Below are 19,985 nucleotides of genomic sequence, written 5' to 3'. Positions count from 1 at the left end.
TCCTAAGGTGATGGAAACCGGGCGGTAGCCCGGATACAAGCCAGAGTGTGAACCTGCACCATACCCTGCATCTTGATTCGCATCAAATTGAGGCGCATCGGCCTGTGCTCATGGCTGTGGGCGATCTCCATCCATCACATCGGCCCCCTGAAAGTTGCCGCGGCGGCAAGTCACCACCAGCGTGTCGCGGTAAGCCCCCGGTTCCAGCGGCTGAATGGGCGTGCTCTCGTGGATCATGCGGACATCGTCCAGCAGCATGAGGGACCAAGGCTGCGTGAGCGTGAAGCGCACACCACTGGGGCCAGTGGCCTCGAACACCCGGGTTTCGCCGCCCTTGACGGCATGGCGACCTACCAGAAACACGGCCACCAGATCCACCCCGTCGCGGTGCGCCCCTTCGGGCGTGGGGCGGCCAATGCCGTCAGTGGTGTCAATGCGGAACTGGTGCGCTTCCAGAAACCAGGGCTCGGTGCGTGGCTGGGCAGCAAACACATCATCTGACAGCCGGGCCAGTGCCTGCATGAGCTGCGTCCACACAGGCCGTTCCACCGTAGCTGGCAACATGGGCCCAAACATGCGCTGCATGCCGCCGTGCAGCGCGTTGTATTCCACAGGCTGCCAATGCGGGCGGTGCGGCACCTGCTGCACAGCACCCTCTGCCTTCACCACAAAGCAGGAATGGCGGCGGCGGCGGTAGCGCCCACCGTCCTTCAAGAAATCGTCCGGGGGCAGGTCCTGCCAATCGGGGTTCAAGGCCATCAACTCCTGCAGATCGCAGCCAACCCAGGTGGCGACATCTGCGGGCGACAGCACGGCATAACCGGTGCTGCGCAACTGCTCTGTGACTTGGGAAGGGCTGGTAAACGGCGGGGAGAAGGTGAGTTGGGTCATAGAACCCAAGAGCTTAACCGCAGGCCCTGCAGCTTTGCCGGGCCGCACAGCAAAACACACGCAGACAGCGAGGTGGATCAAAGAAAAAGCCGCCCCTGGCACAACCAGGGGCGGCTTTTGTTTTTTGCTAAGCCCGTCCGGGAACCGGGGGGCAGCGAAAGGGAGCGTTCGCCTTAAACGCGCTCAGCCACCCAGGCTTGCACCGAGGCCAGCGCCGCAGGCAGCTTGCCTGCATCGGTCCCGCCCGCCATGGCCATGTCTGGCTTGCCGCCGCCCTTGCCGCCCACTTGTTGGGCCACAAAGTTCACCAGCTCGCCCGCCTTGACCTTGCCCACGCTGTCGGGTGTGACGCCAGCAGCCAGTTGCACCTTGTCGCCATCCACCGCAGCCAGCACGATGGCGGCTGTCTTGAGCTTGTCCTTGAGCTTGTCCATGGTGTCGCGCAGGGTCTTGGCATCGGCACCTTCGAGCTTGGCTGCCAGCACTTTCAGGCCCTTCACATCCACGGCCTGCCCCACCAGTTCATCGCCCTGGCTGGAGGCCAGCTTGCCCTTGAGGGCGGACACTTCCTTCTCCAGCGCCTTGATCTGGTCCAGCGCTTGGCCGATGCGGGAGGTCAGCTCGGCGGCAGGCGTCTTCAGCGCACCTGCGGCCTGGTTCACGGTGTCTTCCAGGCTTTGCAGGTAGGCCAGGGCATTGGCGCCCGTCACAGCTTCAATGCGGCGCACGCCTGCAGCAACACCGCCTTCTGCCACCACCTTGAACAGGCCAATATCCCCCGTGCGCTGAACATGGGTACCACCGCACAGTTCTCGGCTGGTGCCTATGTCCAGCACGCGCACGGTCTCGCCGTACTTCTCGCCAAACAGCATCATCGCGCCGGTCTTCTGGGCCGACTCGATGTCCATCACGCGGGCATCGGTGGCTGTGTTCGCCAGGATTTCCTCGTTCACGCGGCGCTCGATCTCACGGATCTCGGCATCGGTGACCGGCGCGTTGTGCGCAAAGTCAAAACGGGTGCGATCGGCATTCACCAGGCTGCCCTTTTGCTGCACGTGGCTGCCCAGCACTTCGCGCAGGGCCTTGTGCATGATGTGCGTGACCGAGTGGTTGCGCATGGTTGCGGCGCGCACTGCGGTGTTGACCTGGGCCTGCACGGTGTCGCCCACGTTGAGCGTGCCCTCTTCCAGCGTGCCGTGGTGGCCAAACACATCGGCCTTGATCTTGAGCGTATCGCCCACTGCAAAACGGGCAGAACCGCTGGTGATGACGCCTTCGTCACCCACCTGGCCACCGCTTTCGGCGTAGAAGGGGGTCGTATCCAGCACCACCACACCGTTCTGACCTGCCTTCAGGGCTGCAGCGCTGGTGCCGTCTACGTAGATAGCTACGATTTTTGCAGTCTCGGCCAGGCTGTTGTAGCCGGTGAACTGGTTGGCGTCACCGGTGTATTCCAGCGCACGGTCCATCTTGAACTTGCCTGCAGCGCGGGCCTGAGCCTTCTGCTTTTCCATGGCGGCCTTGAAGCCAGCCTCGTCCACTTCCACATCGCGCTCGCGGCACACATCGTTGGTCAGGTCGAGCGGGAAGCCGTAGGTGTCGTGCAGCTTGAAGGCCACCTCACCGGGCAGCACCTTCGCGCCGCCTTCCAGCGCTGCGTCTAGAATTTCCATGCCGTTGGCCAAGGTCTCGAAGAAGCGCTCTTCCTCGGTCTTGAGCACGTCGGTAATGCGCTGCTCCTGCTCGCGCAGGGCCGGGTAGGCATCGCCCATCAGGCGGGCCAGGTCGGCCACCAGCTTGTGGAAGAACGGGGTCTTCTTGCCCAGCTTGTAGCCGTGGCGGATGGCTCGGCGCACGATGCGGCGCTGCACGTAGCCGCGGCCTTCGTTGCTGGGGATCACGCCGTCGCTCACCAGGAACGCGGTGGCGCGGATGTGGTCGGCAATCACACGCAGGCTCTTGTTGTCCAGGTCGGTCACGCCGGTTTCGCGGGCGGCGGCCTTGATGAGCTGGTCGAAGATGTCGATCTCGTAGTTGCTGTGCACATGCTGCAGGATGGCCGCCAGGCGCTCCAGGCCCATGCCGGTGTCCACGCAAGGGGCAGGCAGCGGCACCACAGAGCCGTCTTCCTTCATGTCGAACTGCATGAACACGTTGTTCCAGATCTCGATGAAGCGGTCGCCGTCTTCATCGGGGCTGCCTGGAGGGCCGCCAGGGATTTCCGGGCCGTGGTCGTAGAAGATTTCGGAGCAAGGGCCGCAGGGGCCGGTGTCCGCCATCATCCAGAAGTTGTCGGACTTGTAGCGGCCGCCCTTGTTGTCGCCGATGCGGATCACGCGCTCGGGTGGCAGACCGATTTCCTTGGTCCAGATGTCGTAGGCCTCGTCGTCTTCAAGGTACACGGTAGCCAGCAGGCGCTCGGGCGGCAGCTTGTAGACCTCGGTCAGCAGCTCCCAGGCCCACTTCAGCGATTCGCGCTTGAAGTAGTCGCCAAACGACCAGTTGCCCAGCATTTCGAAGAAGGTGTGGTGGCGGGCGGTGTAGCCCACGTTTTCCAGGTCGTTGTGCTTTCCGCCCGCACGCAGGCAGGCCTGCACGGACACCGCGCGGTTGTACGAGCGCTTGTCGGTGCCCAGGAACACGTCCTTGAACTGCACCATGCCCGAGTTGGTGAACATCAACGTAGGGTCGTTGCCGGGCACCAGCGACGACGATGCCACGATGGTGTGGCCGCGCTCGGCGAAGAAGTCGAGAAACTTGGCGCGGATTTCAGATACTTTCATCCGGGTCTTTCTACGCTGCCTCGGCATGCCGGGAGCGGTTGCATCTAGGAAAAGGGTTGGAACGGGGTTCGGAACCTTCAATTATCTCACCGTTATCTGCACGCATCGGCTGGCGTATTGGCTGGCAGACGTCACCCGCCAGCCCTCGCCCGCACGGGTCAGCCGCGCTCACTTGCGGGGCTGCACGCTGGTGGCCCAGGCTTGCAGAAAGCGCTGCCGCTTGAGCGGGTCCAGATACGCAAGCAGCCCCAGGCCGGGCGACAGCAAGCGCCAGGCGCTGCTGCCGGGAGCTACCTCAGCAGAAGCAGCAGAGAGTGCCGAGGCAGCCCCCACACGCCCGGGCAGCGCCAAAGCACGCCCATCGCGCGCCGCAGCCACAGCCTGGCGCACTGGCAAAAGACGTGTATCCCGCGCCAGCACGGCCTGCCCTTGAGGGGAGAGCAGGTAGTCAAGAAAAGGCCTTGCCTTCTCGGGGTGCGGGGCCGTGGTGGGGATGAGGGCGACCCGGGTGGTCAGCAGCGTGTAGTCCTCGGGCACCACCACCCGCAGGCTGGCACCAGCGTCCATGCGCGCCAGCGGGTAAGACGCGGGCACGTTGTAAACCAGCGCGAGTTCGCCCTTTTCAAGCCGGTCCAGCAAGGGCTCAATGTGGTCCCCCAGGCGCACGCCCGCCTCTCCCATCGCCGCCAGCAGCACGCTGGCCGTACTGTCAAAGCGCGAGTCCTGCGTAGCCAGCAGGTAGCCCAGGCCGCTGCGGGTGGCGTCGTACATGCCGATGCGGCCCTGCAGCGGACTGCCAGGCTGGCGCAACAGGGCCAGCAGCTGCCCCCGGGTACGTGGCACCTGCGCTACGGGCAAAAGGCGCGGGTTGTAGGCCATGACCACGGCATCAGCCCCCAGGGTGAACACCTCTCTGCGCCAGTGCGCCCCCTCGGGCAGTTCCCGCGTCTGGGGCGACTGGTGCCCCCAGGCCAACCCGTCGTTGGCCAGCTGGGTTTGCAAGTCGGGGCTGCTGCTGATGATGAGATCGGGCGCATCCTCCGGCACTGCAATCTCTGGGCGACCCAGGGCACTGCCCGATCGCGCTGCAGCGGCAAAGGCCAGCGCCCGGGCATGCATGTCCAGGCTCTGCCGGTCTGCGTACCAGACGGTGACACTGGGGTGGAGGCGCTGAAAGTCGCGGATGGCGGGGGCAAACAGGACCGTGTCGGTGGAGCTGTCAATGCGCAGCACGGCCTCCTCGCGCTCGGGGGCCGCAAACCGGGTGACCGAAGCGGGTGCTGCCATGGATGCCTCCGCAGTGACCGAACGGCACCAGGGTGAGGCCGCAAGGGCCACCCCGCCCAGCAACGCCAGCGTGCGGCGGCGTGATGCGGCAGGGGCGGTACTTTCAAGCGAGCGCTGCGGGCGAAGGTCGATCTTGTTCATGCAATACCTCTCCTAACGGAGGGAGACGCGGGCTCTGCCCCAGCGCCCGTTTCTTGCGGCACCTGGGCATGCAAACGCATGCACACCCGCCACCCCACCACCGTGCCAGCAGGCTCGCTCTTGCGATGCCCCGCCTGCAGGGTTCCACCGTGGCCCAGCACCACGCGCTGCACAATTGCCAGCCCCAGGCCCGCACCGCCCGGGGCCGCGCCCGCGCCCCGCGCAAAGCGCTCAAACATCCGCGCCTGCTCGGCGTCCGGCACACCGGGGCCGCAGTCGTCCACCGCAACACACCAGTGCGCCAGCCCTGTCGCGGCATCCAGTTCGGCAGACACCGTCACATCCACGGGCCCCTGTTCAGGTCGCCCATGCTTGAGGGCGTTGTCCACCAGGTTTTTGAAGGCCTCGCGCAGCATCAGCGCATCGCCCATCATCCAGGCTGCGGGGCTTTCATCAGGTATCTTTTCAGGCTCCAGCGCTTGATAATCAATCGCAAGCAGCTCATTTTTTGATAGCAAAAATCTTTCAGCATCCACATGAGGCTGCCACCACAAGCGCACCACAGGGCGGGGTTCGGCGCGGGGCACCACGTCGTGCAGGGCTTCCTGCAACAGCACCAGCAAATCCACCGGCGCAAAACGCTGCAACTGGTCCTGATGCGTCACGCTGGCATCGCTGAGCAACTGGTTGAGCAAGCGCCGCAAGCGCAGTGCGTTGCGCTCTACCGCCTGCAGGCTTTGCCGCTGGGCTGCGGGGTCGTCATCGTCCAGCCCTTCCTGTGCCTGTGCGATCAGCGCCGCCAGCGGGGTGCGCATCTGGTGCGCGGCTTCGGCAATGAAGGTGCGCAGCGCATCCAGATTGACCGAGAGGCGCTGCATGAAGCCGTTGAGCGCACGCACGGTCTGCGCCAGCTCCTGCGGCACGGGGCTGGTCACCGGATGCAGGGCCGATGCGGGCCGTGCCAGCAACTCCTGCTCCAGCAATGCCAAGGGCCGCAAGGCGCGCTGTACGCCTAGCCACAACAGGCAGAACACCCCGGCCATCAACGCAACGATGGCGGCCGTGGCGCGCAGCACAATGTCTGCCGCCAGCGCATCACGGGCCAGCCGGGTCTGCCCCACCTGAACCCACACCAGCCCTGCCCCGGCACCGCCCGCAATGTAGCGTGGCACCATGGCAAAACGCACCAACTGGCCGCGATAGCCCTGGTCAAAAAACAGGGGCTTGGCCGCCGCATCTGAGGGCAAACCTGCCGGTGGCGCGGGAAGGTCGTCATACCCGGTGATGGTGCGCCCGTCTGGCCCCACGATGCGATAAAACGCCCGGTCTTCAGGGGCCATGGCCAGCACATCCAGGGCCGCATAGGGCAGGTCCACTTGCCACTGGCCCTGCACCAAGGCCACGCTGTCTGCCATCGACAAGGCCGAGGCCTGAAGCAGATGGTCGTACGACCCATCCGCAGCGCGTTGGCCGTAGCTGCGCGCTGCAAAAAACAAAACCACCGTGGCCAGTACAAACAGCGCGTAAATCGCGCGCAGCAAGGTGTGCCGCACCGCAGGCAGCGTACGCACCAGGCTGGGCGAGGCAGGCGAGCTGCTGTCAGCGGGGTGCATCGGATGGCACGACGGTCGTCATCGTGGGGGACTGCGGTGCCTGTGCATCGCCTGCGCCCTCTGACGTTGAAGGCACCGGATCACCTTCGTTCGGCAGCACATCGGCCCGGTAACCCACGCTGCGCACGGTGGCAATGCGCAGGCTGCTGGTCGCAAGCTTCTTGCGCAATCGGCCCACATAGACCTCGATGGCGTTCAGGCCCACGTCTTCGTCAAAGTTGAAAAGGCGACCGGCAATCTCATCCTTGCTGACCACCCGGCCCAGGCGGCCCACCAGAATTTCGAGCAGGCTGTATTCGCGGTGGGGCAAGTCCAGCTCCACGCCCTGCAGGCTGACGCGGCGTGCAGCGCTGTCGATGACCAGCCCTCCCACGTCCCAGCGGCCTGCGGCCTGCCCTTGCGGGCGGCGCAGCAGCGCCCGGCAGCGGGCATCCAGTTCGCGAAAGTCAAACGGCTTGTCCAGGTAATCGTCCGCGCCCTCGTCCAGAGCGTTGACCCGGTCTTCAATGTCCGATCGGGCGGTCAGCATGAGCACGGGCGTCTTGTTGCCCTGCCTGCGCAATTGCGCCAACAGGCTCAGCCCGTCCAGCCCTGGCAGGCCGATATCGAGCAGCACCAGATCGAACGCGGTGTAGCCCAGCACCTCCAGGGCCTTGCGTCCATCAGACTGCCAGTCCACCGCATGCCCCTGCCTGCGCAAGCGGCGCACCACGGCCTCGGCCAGATCGGGGTCGTCTTCTACCAGGAGGATGCGCATGGCTGCAAAAAGGAAAGAAAGTAGAGCAAGGGCAAGACCGTACGGCGCACGCACCGTCTAACCCTCTATTGTTTCACGAGCCACCTACAACCAAGGGTTTACCCTATAAGTGGATACCCTCGATTTTTGGGCACGACAGGCGCACGACAGAGTGAAAACCTAAGGTTCACCCCCATCGCCGGGCGGCGGTGCAGATCCTTCTGCACATGGGCAACCCAGCGTAGCGGCCATAGCAGCCGCTTTTTTTGCTTTGTTTTCCTGCTCTGAACGGAATCCCCGATGACACCCACAAGGAGACCCCTGCCATGCTGCTGACCCTGCTTGGATTCGGCATGGTGCTGACCTTCATGACGCTGATCATGACGCGCAAGCTCTCGCCCCTGGTGGCGCTGATCAGCATCCCCATCGTATTTGCCGCCATCGGTGGGTTCGCCCCCACCATGGGCGGCATGATGCTTGACGGCATCCGCAAGATTGCGCCCACGGGTGTGATGCTGATGTTTGCCATCCTCTACTTCGGCGTGATGATCCATGCCGGTCTGTTTGACCCGGTGGTCGGCGTCATTCTCAAGATCGTGAAGGGCGACCCGCTCAAGATCGTCATGGGCTCGGCGGTGCTCGCGCTGCTCATCTCGCTCGATGGCGATGGCTCCACCACCTACATGATCACGATTGCATCAATGCTGCCGCTGTACAAGCGGCTCAAGATGAACCCGCTGAGCCTGACCTGCGTGGCACTGATAGCGAGCGGCATCATGAACCTCACGCCCTGGGGCGGCCCTACGGCCCGCGCCGCCAGTGCCTTGCATGTGGACCCTGCGGACGTGTTCGTCCCCATGGTGCCTGCCATGGGCCTGGCCATCGTGGCGCTGCTGGGTGTGGCTTTCTTCCTGGGCCTGAGCGAACGCCGCCGCCTGGGCAGCGTCAGCCTGCCAGCCAGCGACACCATCGCTGCCATGGAAGCGGACGAAGAAAGCACGGGCGAACATCTGCCCACCATCGCAGGCCCCGACAGCGCTGACATGCGCCGCCCCCGCCTGCTGTGGGTGAACCTGGCCTTGACTACCGCGCTGATGGTGGCGCTCATCATGAGCCTGCTGCCGCTGCCTGTGCTGTTCATGGTGGGCTTTGCCGTGGCCATCGTCATCAACTACCCCGACGTAGCCGACCAGCGCAAGGTGGTGGCCGAATACGCCACCAACGCACTGGCCGTGGTGGCACTGATCTTTGCCGCAGGCATCTTCACCGGCATCCTGTCAGGCACGGGCATGGTGGAAGCCATGTCCCGCGGGCTGCTGGCAGCCATCCCTAAGAGTCTGGGGCCCTACATGCCCACCATCACGGCACTGCTGAGCATGCCGCTGACGTTCTTCATGTCCAACGACGCGTTCTACTTTGGCGTGCTGCCCATCCTGAACGAGGCCGCACAGGCCTACGGCGTGAGTGCGGTGGAGATGGCCCGCGCATCGCTGATTGGCCAGCCCGTGCACCTGCTGAGCCCTCTGGTGCCTTCGACCTACCTGCTGGTGTCGCTGGCAGGGGTGGACTTTGGCGATCACCAGCGCTTCACCCTCAAATGGGCCACGCTGGTGTCGCTCGCCCTGATGGGAGCCTGCCTGCTGCTGGGTCTGTTCCCCATCATGGGCAGCGTGGTCGCGGCCCACTGATACCCCTCACTGCGTGGCACCGCCCACGCAGTGACTTGCTGCCGCCCGCGCCCCGGCGGCGCGGCAGGGCATTCATGGTGCGTTGTCGGCAATAAAGAGCTGCGCTACTGCGCTGCCTGGGCATGCCGGGCGCGCACCATGCTCTGGTCCAGAAAACTCCACAGCCGCTCATCCAGGCTGAAGGCCACGTTGAAGCGCAGCCAGCCCGTGGGGCGCGATTCCGTCAGGAAGAGCTGCCCCGGCCCCAACATGATGCCCGCCCCCGTGGCTTCTTTGGACAGCTCTGCGCTGTCGGGCAGATCAGGGTGCCGCGCCCATAGGTACATGCCCGCCTCGGGCTCGTGGAACAGCTCAAAACCCAGCGTGTCCAGCCTGCGCCCTACTTGCTGGTGCGCCTCGGCCAGACGTTCGCGCAGCGACTTCAGGTGCTTGCGCCAGCGCCCATCGGTCACCACCCCAAAGGTCAGCCGCTCCGTGATCTCGGACGAAGTCAGCCCAGAGACCATCTTGAGTTGGACCAGTTCGTCAAGCAGATCGCGCCGGGCCAGCACAAAACCGGTGCGCAGGTTGGGCGATATGGTCTTGGAATAGCTGCCCACATACACCACGCGGTGGAGCTGATCGAGGCTGGCCAGCGAGGGCCGGGACGTAGGGTCCATGTCCGCGTAGATATCGTTCTCCACCAGCATGAAATCGTGCTGCTCGGCCAGTTGCAGCAGGCGGTGCAGATGCGCCATGGAGGCCACCGAGCAGGTCGGGCTCTGCAGCCGTGGCTGGGTAAAGAAGGCTTTGGGCTTGTGCTCGGCCAGCAAGGCCTCCAGCGCAGGCAGGTCATACCCCGTGGCGGTGCGGGGCACGCCCAGGATATGAGCGCCCGCAAAGCGCAGCATGAAGGTCAGGTTGGGATAGCCGGGGTCGTCCACCAGCACCACATCACCAGGCTTGACCAGGCGGCGCGCCACCAGATCCAGCGCCTGGCTGGAGCCCTGCGTGAGCAGCACCTGGTCGGCATCTACCGCCAGATGGTGCTCCGCCAGCGACTCCGCCACCACCATGCGCAGCGCCATGTGCCCATGCGGCAGGCCGTAGCCGTCCAGCTCCGGGCCATCCGAAGAAAGCTGCCGCATGCTGCGCCGCACCGCATCGCCAAACAGCCAGTCGTGCGGCAACCAGCCGCAACCGGGCTTGAGGGGGAGGTTGCGGTTTTCAAAAATCTGCTTGAGATACCAGCGCGCATCAAAACGGGGCACGGGGCGCTCTTGCCCTGCGCCCAAAGAGGGCGCCACATCGTCCCCCCGCCGCTTGACGAAAAAACCGGCGTTGGACCGCGACACCAGCCAGCCTTGGGCTACGAGCCGGTCGTAAGCCTCCACCACCGTGAATACGCTCACGCCATGCGATGCGGCAAAGGCCCGGATGGAGGGCAGCTTGCTTCCGGGCTTGAGCACCTGCCCGGCAATCAGGCCACGCAGACCATCCACGATCTGACCGACCAAGGGGGTCTGGCTGTCCGGACTGAGAGTGAGCATCAAGCAAAACCAATCAAGGGAAAAGAGGGGGCGGCAAAAAAATGGGGGCGCATTTTGCACCGTCTTGGCGCACACCAAATCAGGGAATGCCTGTACAGGATTTTAGACCTGCACAGTTCGCGCCAAACAGGGCTGCGGTGTACATGGACGGTATGTGGCGCGACTTCCAGAATCCAGTCCATTCCTCATCAACAAGCTGCTGGACATCATGCAACAAGACCGCCACTTCACCAACGCCGCCCTCCTCGCCCGCCGCCACGCAGCCGTGGCACGGGGCGTGGGGCAAGCCCACGAAATCTTTGTCAACAAGGCACTCAACTCGGAACTGTGGGACGTGGAAGGCCGCCGCTTCATCGACTTTGCCGGGGGTATTGCGGTGCTCAACACCGGCCACCTGCACGCTGGCGTGATCGATGCCGTCAAAGCCCAGCTGGACCACTACACCCACACCTGCTTTCAGGTGGTGGCCTACGAGCCCTACGTGGAGGTGTGCGAGCGCCTGAACACGCTGGCCCCCGGCGCGTTTGCCAAGAAGAGCCTGCTGCTGACCACGGGTGCAGAGGCGGTGGAGAACGCCATCAAGATCGCCCGCTCCCACACAGGCCGCCCCGGCGTCATAGCGTTCACCGGCGGCTACCACGGGCGCACCAACTTCACCCTGGGGCTGACCGGCAAGGTTGCACCTTACAAGCTGGGCTTTGGCCCCTTCCCCGGCGAGGTGTACCACGCCCTGTTCCCCAACGCACTGCACGGCGTGAGCGTGGAGCAGGCCCTGCATTCGGTAGAGCTGATCTTCAAGAACGACATTGAGCCCGAGCGTGTGGCGGCCTTCATTGTGGAGCCCGTGCAAGGTGAAGGCGGCTTCTACGTGGCACCTGCCGAGTTCATCAGCGGTCTCAAGACCCTGGCCGACCGCTACGGCATTCTGCTGATTGCCGACGAGGTGCAGACCGGCGCAGGCCGCACAGGCACCTGGTTTGCGTGCGAGCAGTGGCCCGTCGCGCCCGATCTCATCACCACCGCCAAGTCCCTCGCAGGGGGCTTCCCGCTGTCTGGCGTGGTGGGCCGGGCAGAGGTCATCGATGCGCCTGCCGCTGGCGGGCTGGGCGGAACCTACGCGGGCAGCCCTGTGGCCTGTGCAGCTGCTCTGGCCGTGATTGACGCATTTGAAAAGGAAGGCTTGCTGGCACGCAGCCAGGACATGGGCGCACTGCTGGTGCGCGGGCTCAAGGCCATCGCCGCCAAGGTACCCGCCATTGGCGATGTGCGCGGCCTGGGCGCGATGGTGGCCATCGAGCTGTTTGAGAACGGCGACCCGCACCGTCCCGACGCCGCCCTGACCAAGAAGGTGGTGGCCGAGGCGGCCCGACGCGGTCTCATCCTGCTGTCGTGCGGCACCTATGGCAACGTGATCCGCATCCTGGTGCCACTGACTGCGTCGAACGAGCTGCTGGAAGAAGGCCTCGCCATCCTGGCAGACAGCTTTGCCGCCGTGGGCTGAGCCACCACTCGTACGGTTTGAACCTGACAGGACACCCCATGACACACGCAGAACCCCTTGTCCGCTTCAGCGGCGTGCAAAAGACCTACGACGGTGAGCAGCTGGTAGTGCGTGCGCTCAACCTGGACATCCAGCGCGGCGAGTTTCTGAGCCTGCTGGGGCCTTCGGGCTCGGGCAAAACCACAACACTGATGATGCTGGCCGGGTTTGAGTCCCCCACCTCGGGCGACATTCTGCTCAATGGCAAGCAGATCACCGGCACGCCACCGCACAAGCGCAACTTTGGCATGGTGTTCCAGAACTACGCGCTGTTTCCCCACCTGACAGTGGGCGAAAACGTAGCCTACCCGCTGACGGTGCGAAAAGTACCCAAAGCCGAACAGGCAGAGCGCGTGAAAAAAGCGCTGGACATGGTGCGCCTGTCTGGCATGTCAGACCGCCTGCCCGCCCGCCTGTCGGGTGGGCAGCAGCAGCGTGTGGCGCTGGCGAGGGCCCTGGTGTTCAACCCCCAGCTCGTGCTGATGGACGAGCCCCTGGGGGCCTTGGACAAGCAGCTGCGCGAACACATGCAGATCGAGCTGAAAGAGCTGCACCGGCAGCTGGGTGTCACCTTCGTCTACGTGACGCACGACCAGGGCGAGGCCCTGACCATGAGCGACCGCGTGGCCGTGTTCAACGAAGGCATCATCCAGCAGCTGGACGGCGTGGAAAACCTGTACGAAACCCCCAGCAACCGCTTTGTGGCGGGCTTTGTGGGCGACAGCACCGTACTCACGGGCACAGTGCAAGGCACGGGCACGCAAGCCGCCTTGCAACTGCCCAGCGGGCAATGGCTGCGCGGCACCAACGTGAACAATGCCCCACAAGGTGCACCGGCCGAGGCCTGCATCCGCCCCGAGCGGATCGTGCTGCACCCCGCGCACACCACCGGGGCGCTCAACGCCCTTGCCGCCACCGTTGCAGGAGCCATCTACTACGGCGACCACCTGCGGCTGATGTGCGACATCGGCGCAGGCCAGCAACAGGCCTGCGTCAAGCTGCCTTTGACCCGTGCCGATGCAAACCCGCATCCCCAGCCCGGCGAAAAGGTGCTGCTGGAGTTTCCCCCTGAATCCACCCGTATCTATACGCTCTAAAAAAGCGTTTGGCTGCATTGAGCTCTCCCATTTCCCACTTCCCGTTTCCGCAACTCTCTCCCCTTCAAGGAAAACGCACCATGAAAAAAAGCCTGATCGCCTGCGCTGCCCTGGCCGCCTGCTTTGCCCTGCCCGCCCTGGCACAGCAGCAGCTCACCGTTGTGAACTTTGGCGGAGCCAACGCCAACGCGCAAAAGAAGGCCTTCTACGAGCCCTATGAAAAGCTGGGCAACAAGATCGTGGCCGTGGAATACAACGGCGAGCAGGCCAAGGTCAAGGCCATGGTGGAAACCAAGAAGGTCACCTGGGACGTGGTGGAAGTCGAATCGCCCGACGCAGCCCGTGGCTGCGATGAAGGCCTGTATGAAAAGCTCGACTACAGCAAGATCCTCCCCAAGGCTGACCTGCTGCCTGCCGCCGTGAACGAGTGCGCTGTCGGTATCTTCGTGTGGTCTACCGTGATGGCCTACAACGGTGACAAGCTCAAGACCCCACTAACGAGCTGGGCGGATTTCTGGGACGTGAAGAAGATCCCCGGCAAGCGCGGCATGCGCAAGGGCGCACGCTACAACCTCGAATTTGCGCTGCTGGCCGACGGTGTGAAGCCCGCAGACGTCTACAAAGTACTGGCCACCAAAGACGGGGCCGACCGCGCCTTCAAGAAGCTGAGCGAGCTCAAGCCCCACATTCAGTGGTGGGAGGCTGGCGCACAGGCCCCCCAGTTCCTGGTGGCTGGCGATGTGGCCCTGACAACGGTGTTCAACGGCCGCATTGACGCGGCCAACCGCGAAGGCCGCAACCTCAAGATCTACTGGCCCGGCGGCATCTACGACCTGGACTACTGGGCTATTCCCAAGGGCACGCCCAACAAGGACGCTGCCTTGAAGTTCATCGCCTTCACCATGCAAACGCCACAACAAGCGGCCTATGCCCAGAACATTGCCTACGGCCCCGCCAACACCAAGGCCCTGGCGACGCTGGACAAAAAGGTGCTGGATGACCTGCCCACATCGGCCACCAACGCCAAGGAAGCGCTGCAGTTCAGCGTGGGCTTCTGGGCCGACCAGGGCGAGGCGCTGGAGAAACGCTTCGCCGCCTGGGCAACCCAGTAACAGGTTGAGCCTTTGCCCGGAATGCGCCGCACCTGCTGCGTGCGGCGTACCCGGGCCAGTCCATCGGATCGCAGAGAGCAATACACCATGCAAGCCACTTTGGCCTCCCCCTCCCTCAGTGCACATTCTGGCGAAGCGCAGGGCAACCTGCGCCAGGCCTTGGCGCGTGCAGAATCCCGGCGCAAGTGGCGCGCTTTCGCGCTGACCCTGCCATTGCTGGTGTTTCTGCTGCTGACCTTGCTGGTGCCCATCGTGGCACTGCTGCAGCGTGCGGTAGAAAACCCCGAGGTAGCCAATGCGCTGCCCGCTACCGTGCGGGCGCTGGACGGATGGGACCGCAAGGAGGCCCCCTCTGCCAGCGCCTATGCTGCACTGATTCAAGACCTGGGCCACCTGCCCGACAGCTCAGACGCAGGTGCACTGGCCCGCAGGCTCAATACCGACGTGCCCGGTGCCCGCTCGCTCATCATGGGGGCCTACCGCGCCCAGCCCATGGAAGGCGGGCCGGACGCAATCCGCGCCCAATTGCTGGACAAAGATGCCCGCTGGGGCGAACCTGCACTGTGGCAGGCCATTGCCAAGAACGGGGCGCGCTGGACGCCAGACTACCTGCTCGCCTCGGTCGACCTGCAGCGCGATGCCCAAGGGCATGTGCAGCGCATGCCCGAAGAGCAGCGCGCCTTTGGCGGCATCTTGCTGCGCACCTTTCACATCAGCCTGGTGGTCACGATCGTGTGCCTGCTGCTGGGCTATCCGCTGGCCTGGTGGCTGGCCACCCTGCCTGCCCGCAAAGCCAATGTGCTGATGATTCTGGTGCTGGTGCCGTTCTGGACTTCCATCCTCGTGCGGGTGGCGGCGTGGATCGTGCTGTTGCAGTCCGAAGGGCTGGTGAATCGGGGCCTGATGGGGCTGGGCTTCCTCAACGAGCCACTGGCCCTGCTGTTCAACCGCACAGGCGTGGTGATTGCCATGGTGCACATCCTGCTGCCGTTCATGATCCTGCCGCTGTACAGCGTGATGAAGAGCGTGCCCCCCACCTACCTGCGCGCGGCCGTGTCGCTGGGCAGCTCGCCCATCGCGGCGTTCTTTCGGGTGTACGTACCGCAAACCTATCCGGGCGTGGGCGCTGGCGCACTGCTGGTGTTCATCCTGGCTATTGGCTACTACGTCACGCCTGCGCTTCTGGGAGGGGCCGACGACCAGATGCTGAGCTACTACATCGCGCGCTACACCAATGTGGAGATCAACTGGGGCATGGCCTGCGCGCTGGGCGCGCTGCTGCTCACTGCCACGCTGGTGCTGTACGGCGTGTATCGCCGCATCGGCAAGGCCGAATTGAGCCTGGGGTAACCCGTTTCAGAAAAAAGGCACTGACCATGTTTCGCTTGCTCCCACTCCCTCAGTTTCCCCTCTACGCCACCTGGTCCGACAAGCTCGGCTGGTGGGCGGTGCGTGCGCTGTGTGTGGCCGTTCTGGTGTTCCTGCTGGCCCCCATCCTCGTGATGGTGCCGCTGTCCTTTTCAGAAAGCTCGTTTCTCGCCTACCCCATCCACAGCTGGTCACTCAAGTGGTACCAGCACCTGTTTGAATCGCCCGAATGGGCACGGGCTACGCGCAACAGCTTTATCGTGGCCCCCGCTGCCACATTGATTGCCACGGTGCTGGGCACCCTGGCGGCGGTGGGGCTGTCTCGCGCAGACTTCCGGTTCAAGGGTGTCATCATGGCGATCCTGATCGCACCCATGGTGGTGCCCATCATCGTGGTGGGTGTAGCCACCTACCTGTACTTCGCGCCGCTGGGGCTGGCAGATAGCTACTTCGGCCTCATCATCGTGCACGCGGCCCTGGGGGCACCGTTTGTGCTGACCACGGTGCTTGCGACCCTGGCGGGCTTCAACCACAACCTCGTGCGCGCCTCGCTGAGCCTGGGCGAGACGCCGTTCAACACCTTCTTTCGCATCACGCTGCCGGTGATTGCACCGGGCGTGATTTCCGGCGCGCTGTTTGCGTTTGCCACCTCGTTCGACGAGGTGGTGGTCACGCTGTTCCTCGCAGGGGCCGATCAATCGACCCTGCCGCGCCAGATGTTCACCGGCATTCGCGAGAACATCTCCCCCACCATCGCCGCCGTGGCCACACTGCTCATCCTGTTCACCACCAGCTTGCTGCTGGCACTGGAGTGGTTGCGGGGCCGCAGGGGCTGAAGGCATCAGCATCCAGGCTACCGCCCTTTCACTCGCATGGATTCACTTCTGTGACATACCTGGGCCACCCGCACGGCCGAAAATGCATTGAAGAGGCCGTCATACACACTACAGAAATTCCTTTTTGAAAGACCTTCCATGGACATGAAGACATCCCCCCTCGCCCTGCTGAATGACCCCTCCCTGCTCAAGACGGGGGCCCTGGTGAATGGCCAGTGGCTTCAGGGCACCAGCCGCTTCGACGTGCATGACCCCGCCACCGGCCTGAAGCTGGCTGATGTAGCCAACATGGGCGCGCAGGATGCCGAAGCCGCCATTGCTGTCGCCAATGCCGCCTGGGGCCCCTGGAAGACCAAGACGGCCAAAGAGCGCAGCGGCATCCTGCGCAAATGGTTTGACCTGCTGATGGCACACCAGGACGACCTGGCCCGCATCATGACTGCAGAGCAAGGCAAGCCGTTTGCAGAAGCCAAGGGTGAAGTGGCCTACGGAGCCAGCTTTGTGGAATGGTTTGCCGAAGAAGCCAAGCGCGTCAACGGCGAGACGCTGCCGCAGTTCGACAACAACCGCCGCCTGCTGGTACTCAAGCAGCCCATAGGCGTGTGCGCCGCTATCACGCCCTGGAACTTTCCACTGGCGATGATCACCCGCAAGGTCGCGCCCGCCTTGGCCGCAGGGTGCCCTGTGGTCATCAAGCCCGCAGAGTTGACCCCCCTCACCGCCCTTGCTGCGGGTGAGCTGGCCATCCGCGCAGGCATTCCGGCAGGCGTGCTCAATATCCTGACGGCTGACAGCAGCAACTCCATCGCCATCGGCAAGGTGCTGTGCGCCAGCGACGTGGTGCGCCACATCAGCTTTACCGGCTCGACGGAAGTGGGCCGCATCCTGATGGCGCAGTCAGCCCCCACCGTGAAGAAGATGTCGCTGGAGCTGGGCGGCAACGCGCCCTTCATCGTGTTTGATGACGCCGACGTGGACAGCGCCGTAGAAGGTGCCTTCGCCAGCAAATACCGCAATGCCGGGCAAACCTGTGTGTGCACCAATCGTTTCTATGTGCAAGAAGGTGTCTATGACGAGTTCGTGACCAAGTTTGCCGCCAAGGTGAAGACTGCCAAGGTGGGCAACGGCTTTGAAGATGGCGTGAACCAGGGGCCGCTGATTGAAGAGGCAGCGCTTGCCAAAGTGCAGCGCCATGTGGACGACGCACTCGCCAAGGGTGGCCAGGTGGTAGCCGGCGGCAAGCGCCTCAGCAGCTTGGGTTCAGGCCAGTTTTTCGAGCCCACCGTGGTGGCAGGCGCAACCGCCGACATGCTGTGCGCCCGCGAGGAAACCTTTGGCCCCTTCGCCCCCGTATTCAAGTTCAAGACCGAGCAAGAAGCCATTGACGCCGCCAACGCCACCGAGTTTGGCCTGGCCAGCTACTTCTACAGCCGCGACGTGGGCCGCATCTTCCGCGTGGGCGAAGCCCTGGAATACGGCATGGTGGGCATCAACGTGGGCATCCTGGCCACAGAGCACGTGCCCTTCGGCGGCGTCAAGCAATCCGGCCTGGGCCGGGAAGGCTCGCACTACGGCATGGACGACTATGTGGAAATCAAGTACCTGTGCCTGGGAGACATTCAGAAGTAAGATTCCTGCCCCGCCCTGAACACGGGCGCGGGGCCCTATAATGGACGGCTGTGCGGGTGTAGTTCAATGGTAGAACGGCAGCTTCCCAAGCTTCATACGAGGGTTCGATTCCCTTCACCCGCTCCAGATTTCTCAAAGCCTGATGTGCCCCAAGCCATCAGGCTTTTTGCTTTTCTGCTGGGGCTGATGGCCCACGTTTCTGCTTTGCCAGGAGCGCGTCCAGATCAGATTGCTTCTATGCATAGCTGATCTTCTTCGTTGCCACTGGGCCGGGCTCGCTCTAAATTACAGGCACATGAGCAGCAGAGGCTGTGGAGCCAATGGACCCGAGCCCCTGATCTCTCATGGAGTCTCGGTTGTTTGGTAGGGGGTAAACCTTTGCAGCCCGCTTCGTGCGGGCTGTTTTTTTGCCGCGCGCGATGCACTCCGTCCGTCAGAAACCAGTGGGCTTGGCGCCAGCCTGGGCGGCGTGGTTGATGGCGATGATCTGCGCGATGCCCAGAATCTCCGCCTTCGAAAGCTCTGCCCCAGGGAAGAGTTCCTTGGCCAGACTTTGCGCCTCCTGAATCTGCGCCGTCGCCAGATTGCAGGCCTGGTACAGGCCGCGGGCCAAGGTGATGTTGGGGTCCTGGCTCATGATGTCTCCTCGGGTTCAAAAGACACCAGTATGGGGCCTGCCGGACCGGAAAAATCAGGCTGAGCCACCAGCGGGCATGCGCCCTCAGCCTCGACCGCGAGCCAACGCGACAAGAAACCGCACTCCCGCTATGAATTCAGTAGCTGCCAGCGCTTATGGGTAAAGCGCCAGAACGCCATTCAATCAATCCCCGCTGCGCAGGGCCGCACGCAATTGGGCACCCAGTTCAGGTTTGGCCGCAAATGGATCGGTGGGGTTGCGCCCCATCATCACGTCTTCCATGCGCGTCTGTACTGAGGCCAGAGCCTTGGGGTGGCTGTAGATGTAGAACTGACCCTGGGCTGCAGCGTCAAACACCTTTTGTGCCACCTCGGCGGCAGTCACCTTGCCACTGCCCACGGCCTTGTCGCTCATGGCCTGGCCGATGAGCTGGCTCTTGGTGGGCTTGCTGGCCGCCAGTTCGCCTGGGCGGTTTCGGTGGCTCTGGTTGATGCCCGTGGGCACAAAGAAGGGACACAACACGCTGGCACCGATCTGGTCGGTGACCAGTGAAAGGTCTTGGTAGAGCGTTTCAGACAAGGCGACCACGGCGTGCTTGCTGACGTTGTAGATGCCCATGTTGGGTGCATTGAGCAGGCCCGCCATGCTGGCGGTGTTGACGATATGCCCGCGCCAGGTGGGGTCAGACTGTGCAGCGGCCAGCATCATGGGGGTGAAAAGGCGCACGCCATGCACCACGCCCCACAGGTTGACGCCCAGCACCCACTCCCAGTCTTTGACCGAGTTCTCCCACACCAGGCCGCCTGCACCCACACCCGCGTTGTTGAACACCAGATGCGGCGCGCCAAAACGCTGCTGCACATCAGCGGCCAGCTGCTCCATCTCCGCGGCGTTCGATACATCTACCTTGCGGGCCAGCACTTGGCTGCCTGCCGCCTGCATCTCAGCCGCAGCGGCGTCCAGAGCATCCTGCTGCACATCCACCAGCACCAGGTTCATGCCCAGCCGGGCACCGATGCGGGCGCACTCCAGCCCGAAGCCCGAACCCGCGCCGGTGAGGACTGCGGTCTTGCCTGCAAAGTTGTCGATCATCTGTTG

The 19,985-nt window shown here is 63.9% G+C and carries 15 protein-coding genes and 1 tRNA gene; 8 read left to right on the top strand and 8 right to left on the bottom strand.

All coding sequences use genetic code 11. The features are described from left to right. Positions 1–108: 108 nt before the first annotated feature. The 5 genes from AACH87_RS10255 to AACH87_RS10235 form a co-directional block, all read right to left on the bottom strand. Entirely contained in the window at positions 109–891 is a 783-nt protein-coding gene (locus AACH87_RS10255; protein WP_338798712.1) for a 2OG-Fe dioxygenase family protein, read from the bottom strand. A gap of 173 nt (positions 892–1,064) precedes the next feature. After that, positions 1,065–3,674 (bottom strand): alanine--tRNA ligase, encoded by a 2,610-nt coding sequence (gene alaS / locus AACH87_RS10250; RefSeq protein ID WP_338798711.1) that lies wholly within the window; start codon positions 3,672–3,674, stop codon positions 1,065–1,067. A gap of 168 nt (positions 3,675–3,842) precedes the next feature. After that, positions 3,843–5,102, bottom strand: coding sequence for an ABC transporter substrate-binding protein (locus AACH87_RS10245; RefSeq protein WP_338798710.1), 1,260 nt, complete (start codon positions 5,100–5,102; stop codon positions 3,843–3,845). Further along, the gene (locus AACH87_RS10240; protein WP_338798709.1) at positions 5,099–6,715 is read right to left on the bottom strand and encodes a sensor histidine kinase; all 1,617 of its coding nucleotides are present in this window, start codon (positions 6,713–6,715) and stop codon (positions 5,099–5,101) included. The genes AACH87_RS10245 and AACH87_RS10240 overlap by 4 nt, the downstream gene beginning before the upstream one ends. Next, the gene (locus AACH87_RS10235; protein WP_338798708.1) at positions 6,702–7,472 is read right to left on the bottom strand and encodes a response regulator transcription factor; all 771 of its coding nucleotides are present in this window, start codon (positions 7,470–7,472) and stop codon (positions 6,702–6,704) included. The genes AACH87_RS10240 and AACH87_RS10235 overlap by 14 nt, the downstream gene beginning before the upstream one ends. Before the next feature lie 305 nt (positions 7,473–7,777). On the opposite strand from AACH87_RS10235, the gene AACH87_RS10230 reads away from it, so the two are divergent. Continuing rightward, positions 7,778–9,139: a CitMHS family transporter gene (locus AACH87_RS10230; RefSeq protein WP_338798707.1), complete on the top strand. Its 1,362-nt coding sequence runs from the start codon at positions 7,778–7,780 to the stop codon at positions 9,137–9,139. Between the two features lie 104 nt (positions 9,140–9,243). Here AACH87_RS10230 and AACH87_RS10225 read toward each other — a convergent pair whose 3' ends face one another. Then, the gene (locus AACH87_RS10225; RefSeq protein WP_338798706.1) at positions 9,244–10,668 is read right to left on the bottom strand and encodes a PLP-dependent aminotransferase family protein; all 1,425 of its coding nucleotides are present in this window, start codon (positions 10,666–10,668) and stop codon (positions 9,244–9,246) included. 208 nt (positions 10,669–10,876) lie between these two features. Here AACH87_RS10225 and gabT point away from each other — a divergent pair, with 208 nt between their 5' ends. The 7 genes from gabT (at position 10,877) to AACH87_RS10190 (ending at position 18,376) form a co-directional block, all read left to right on the top strand. Continuing rightward, positions 10,877–12,169, top strand: a complete 1,293-nt coding sequence (gene gabT / locus AACH87_RS10220) for a 4-aminobutyrate--2-oxoglutarate transaminase (protein WP_338798918.1) — start codon at positions 10,877–10,879, stop codon at positions 12,167–12,169. Between the two features lie 38 nt (positions 12,170–12,207). Continuing rightward, positions 12,208–13,305 carry an ABC transporter ATP-binding protein gene (locus AACH87_RS10215; protein ID WP_338798705.1) on the top strand — a complete coding sequence of 366 codons (1,098 nt, stop codon included), beginning with the start codon at positions 12,208–12,210 and terminating at the stop codon, positions 13,303–13,305. 80 nt (positions 13,306–13,385) lie between these two features. Then, positions 13,386–14,417, top strand: a complete 1,032-nt coding sequence (locus AACH87_RS10210) for an ABC transporter substrate-binding protein (RefSeq protein ID WP_338798704.1) — start codon at positions 13,386–13,388, stop codon at positions 14,415–14,417. A gap of 87 nt (positions 14,418–14,504) precedes the next feature. After that, positions 14,505–15,767 (top strand): ABC transporter permease, encoded by a 1,263-nt coding sequence (locus tag AACH87_RS10205; protein WP_338798702.1) that lies wholly within the window; start codon positions 14,505–14,507, stop codon positions 15,765–15,767. A 26-nt stretch (positions 15,768–15,793) separates the two neighbouring features. Then, positions 15,794–16,621 carry an ABC transporter permease gene (locus AACH87_RS10200; protein WP_338798701.1) on the top strand — a complete coding sequence of 276 codons (828 nt, stop codon included), beginning with the start codon at positions 15,794–15,796 and terminating at the stop codon, positions 16,619–16,621. A gap of 138 nt (positions 16,622–16,759) precedes the next feature. Further along, the gene (locus tag AACH87_RS10195) at positions 16,760–18,250 is read left to right on the top strand and encodes an NAD-dependent succinate-semialdehyde dehydrogenase (RefSeq protein ID WP_338798700.1); all 1,491 of its coding nucleotides are present in this window, start codon (positions 16,760–16,762) and stop codon (positions 18,248–18,250) included. A gap of 52 nt (positions 18,251–18,302) precedes the next feature. Next, positions 18,303–18,376: transfer RNA gene (locus AACH87_RS10190), tRNA-Gly, on the top strand. Between the two features lie 307 nt (positions 18,377–18,683). Here the strand turns inward: AACH87_RS10190 and AACH87_RS10185 are convergent. After that, the gene (locus tag AACH87_RS10185; protein WP_338798699.1) at positions 18,684–18,887 is read right to left on the bottom strand and encodes a hypothetical protein; all 204 of its coding nucleotides are present in this window, start codon (positions 18,885–18,887) and stop codon (positions 18,684–18,686) included. Between the two features lie 183 nt (positions 18,888–19,070). Continuing rightward, complete coding sequence (locus AACH87_RS10180) at positions 19,071–19,979, bottom strand: SDR family oxidoreductase (protein WP_338798698.1); 909 nt, start codon at positions 19,977–19,979, stop codon at positions 19,071–19,073. Positions 19,980–19,985: the final 6 nt, after the last annotated feature.

The sequence above is a fragment of the Acidovorax sp. DW039 genome, assembly GCF_037101375.1.
Taxonomy (GTDB): domain Bacteria; phylum Pseudomonadota; class Gammaproteobacteria; order Burkholderiales; family Burkholderiaceae_C; genus Acidovorax.
This window is presented reverse-complemented; position numbering and strand designations above follow the sequence as displayed.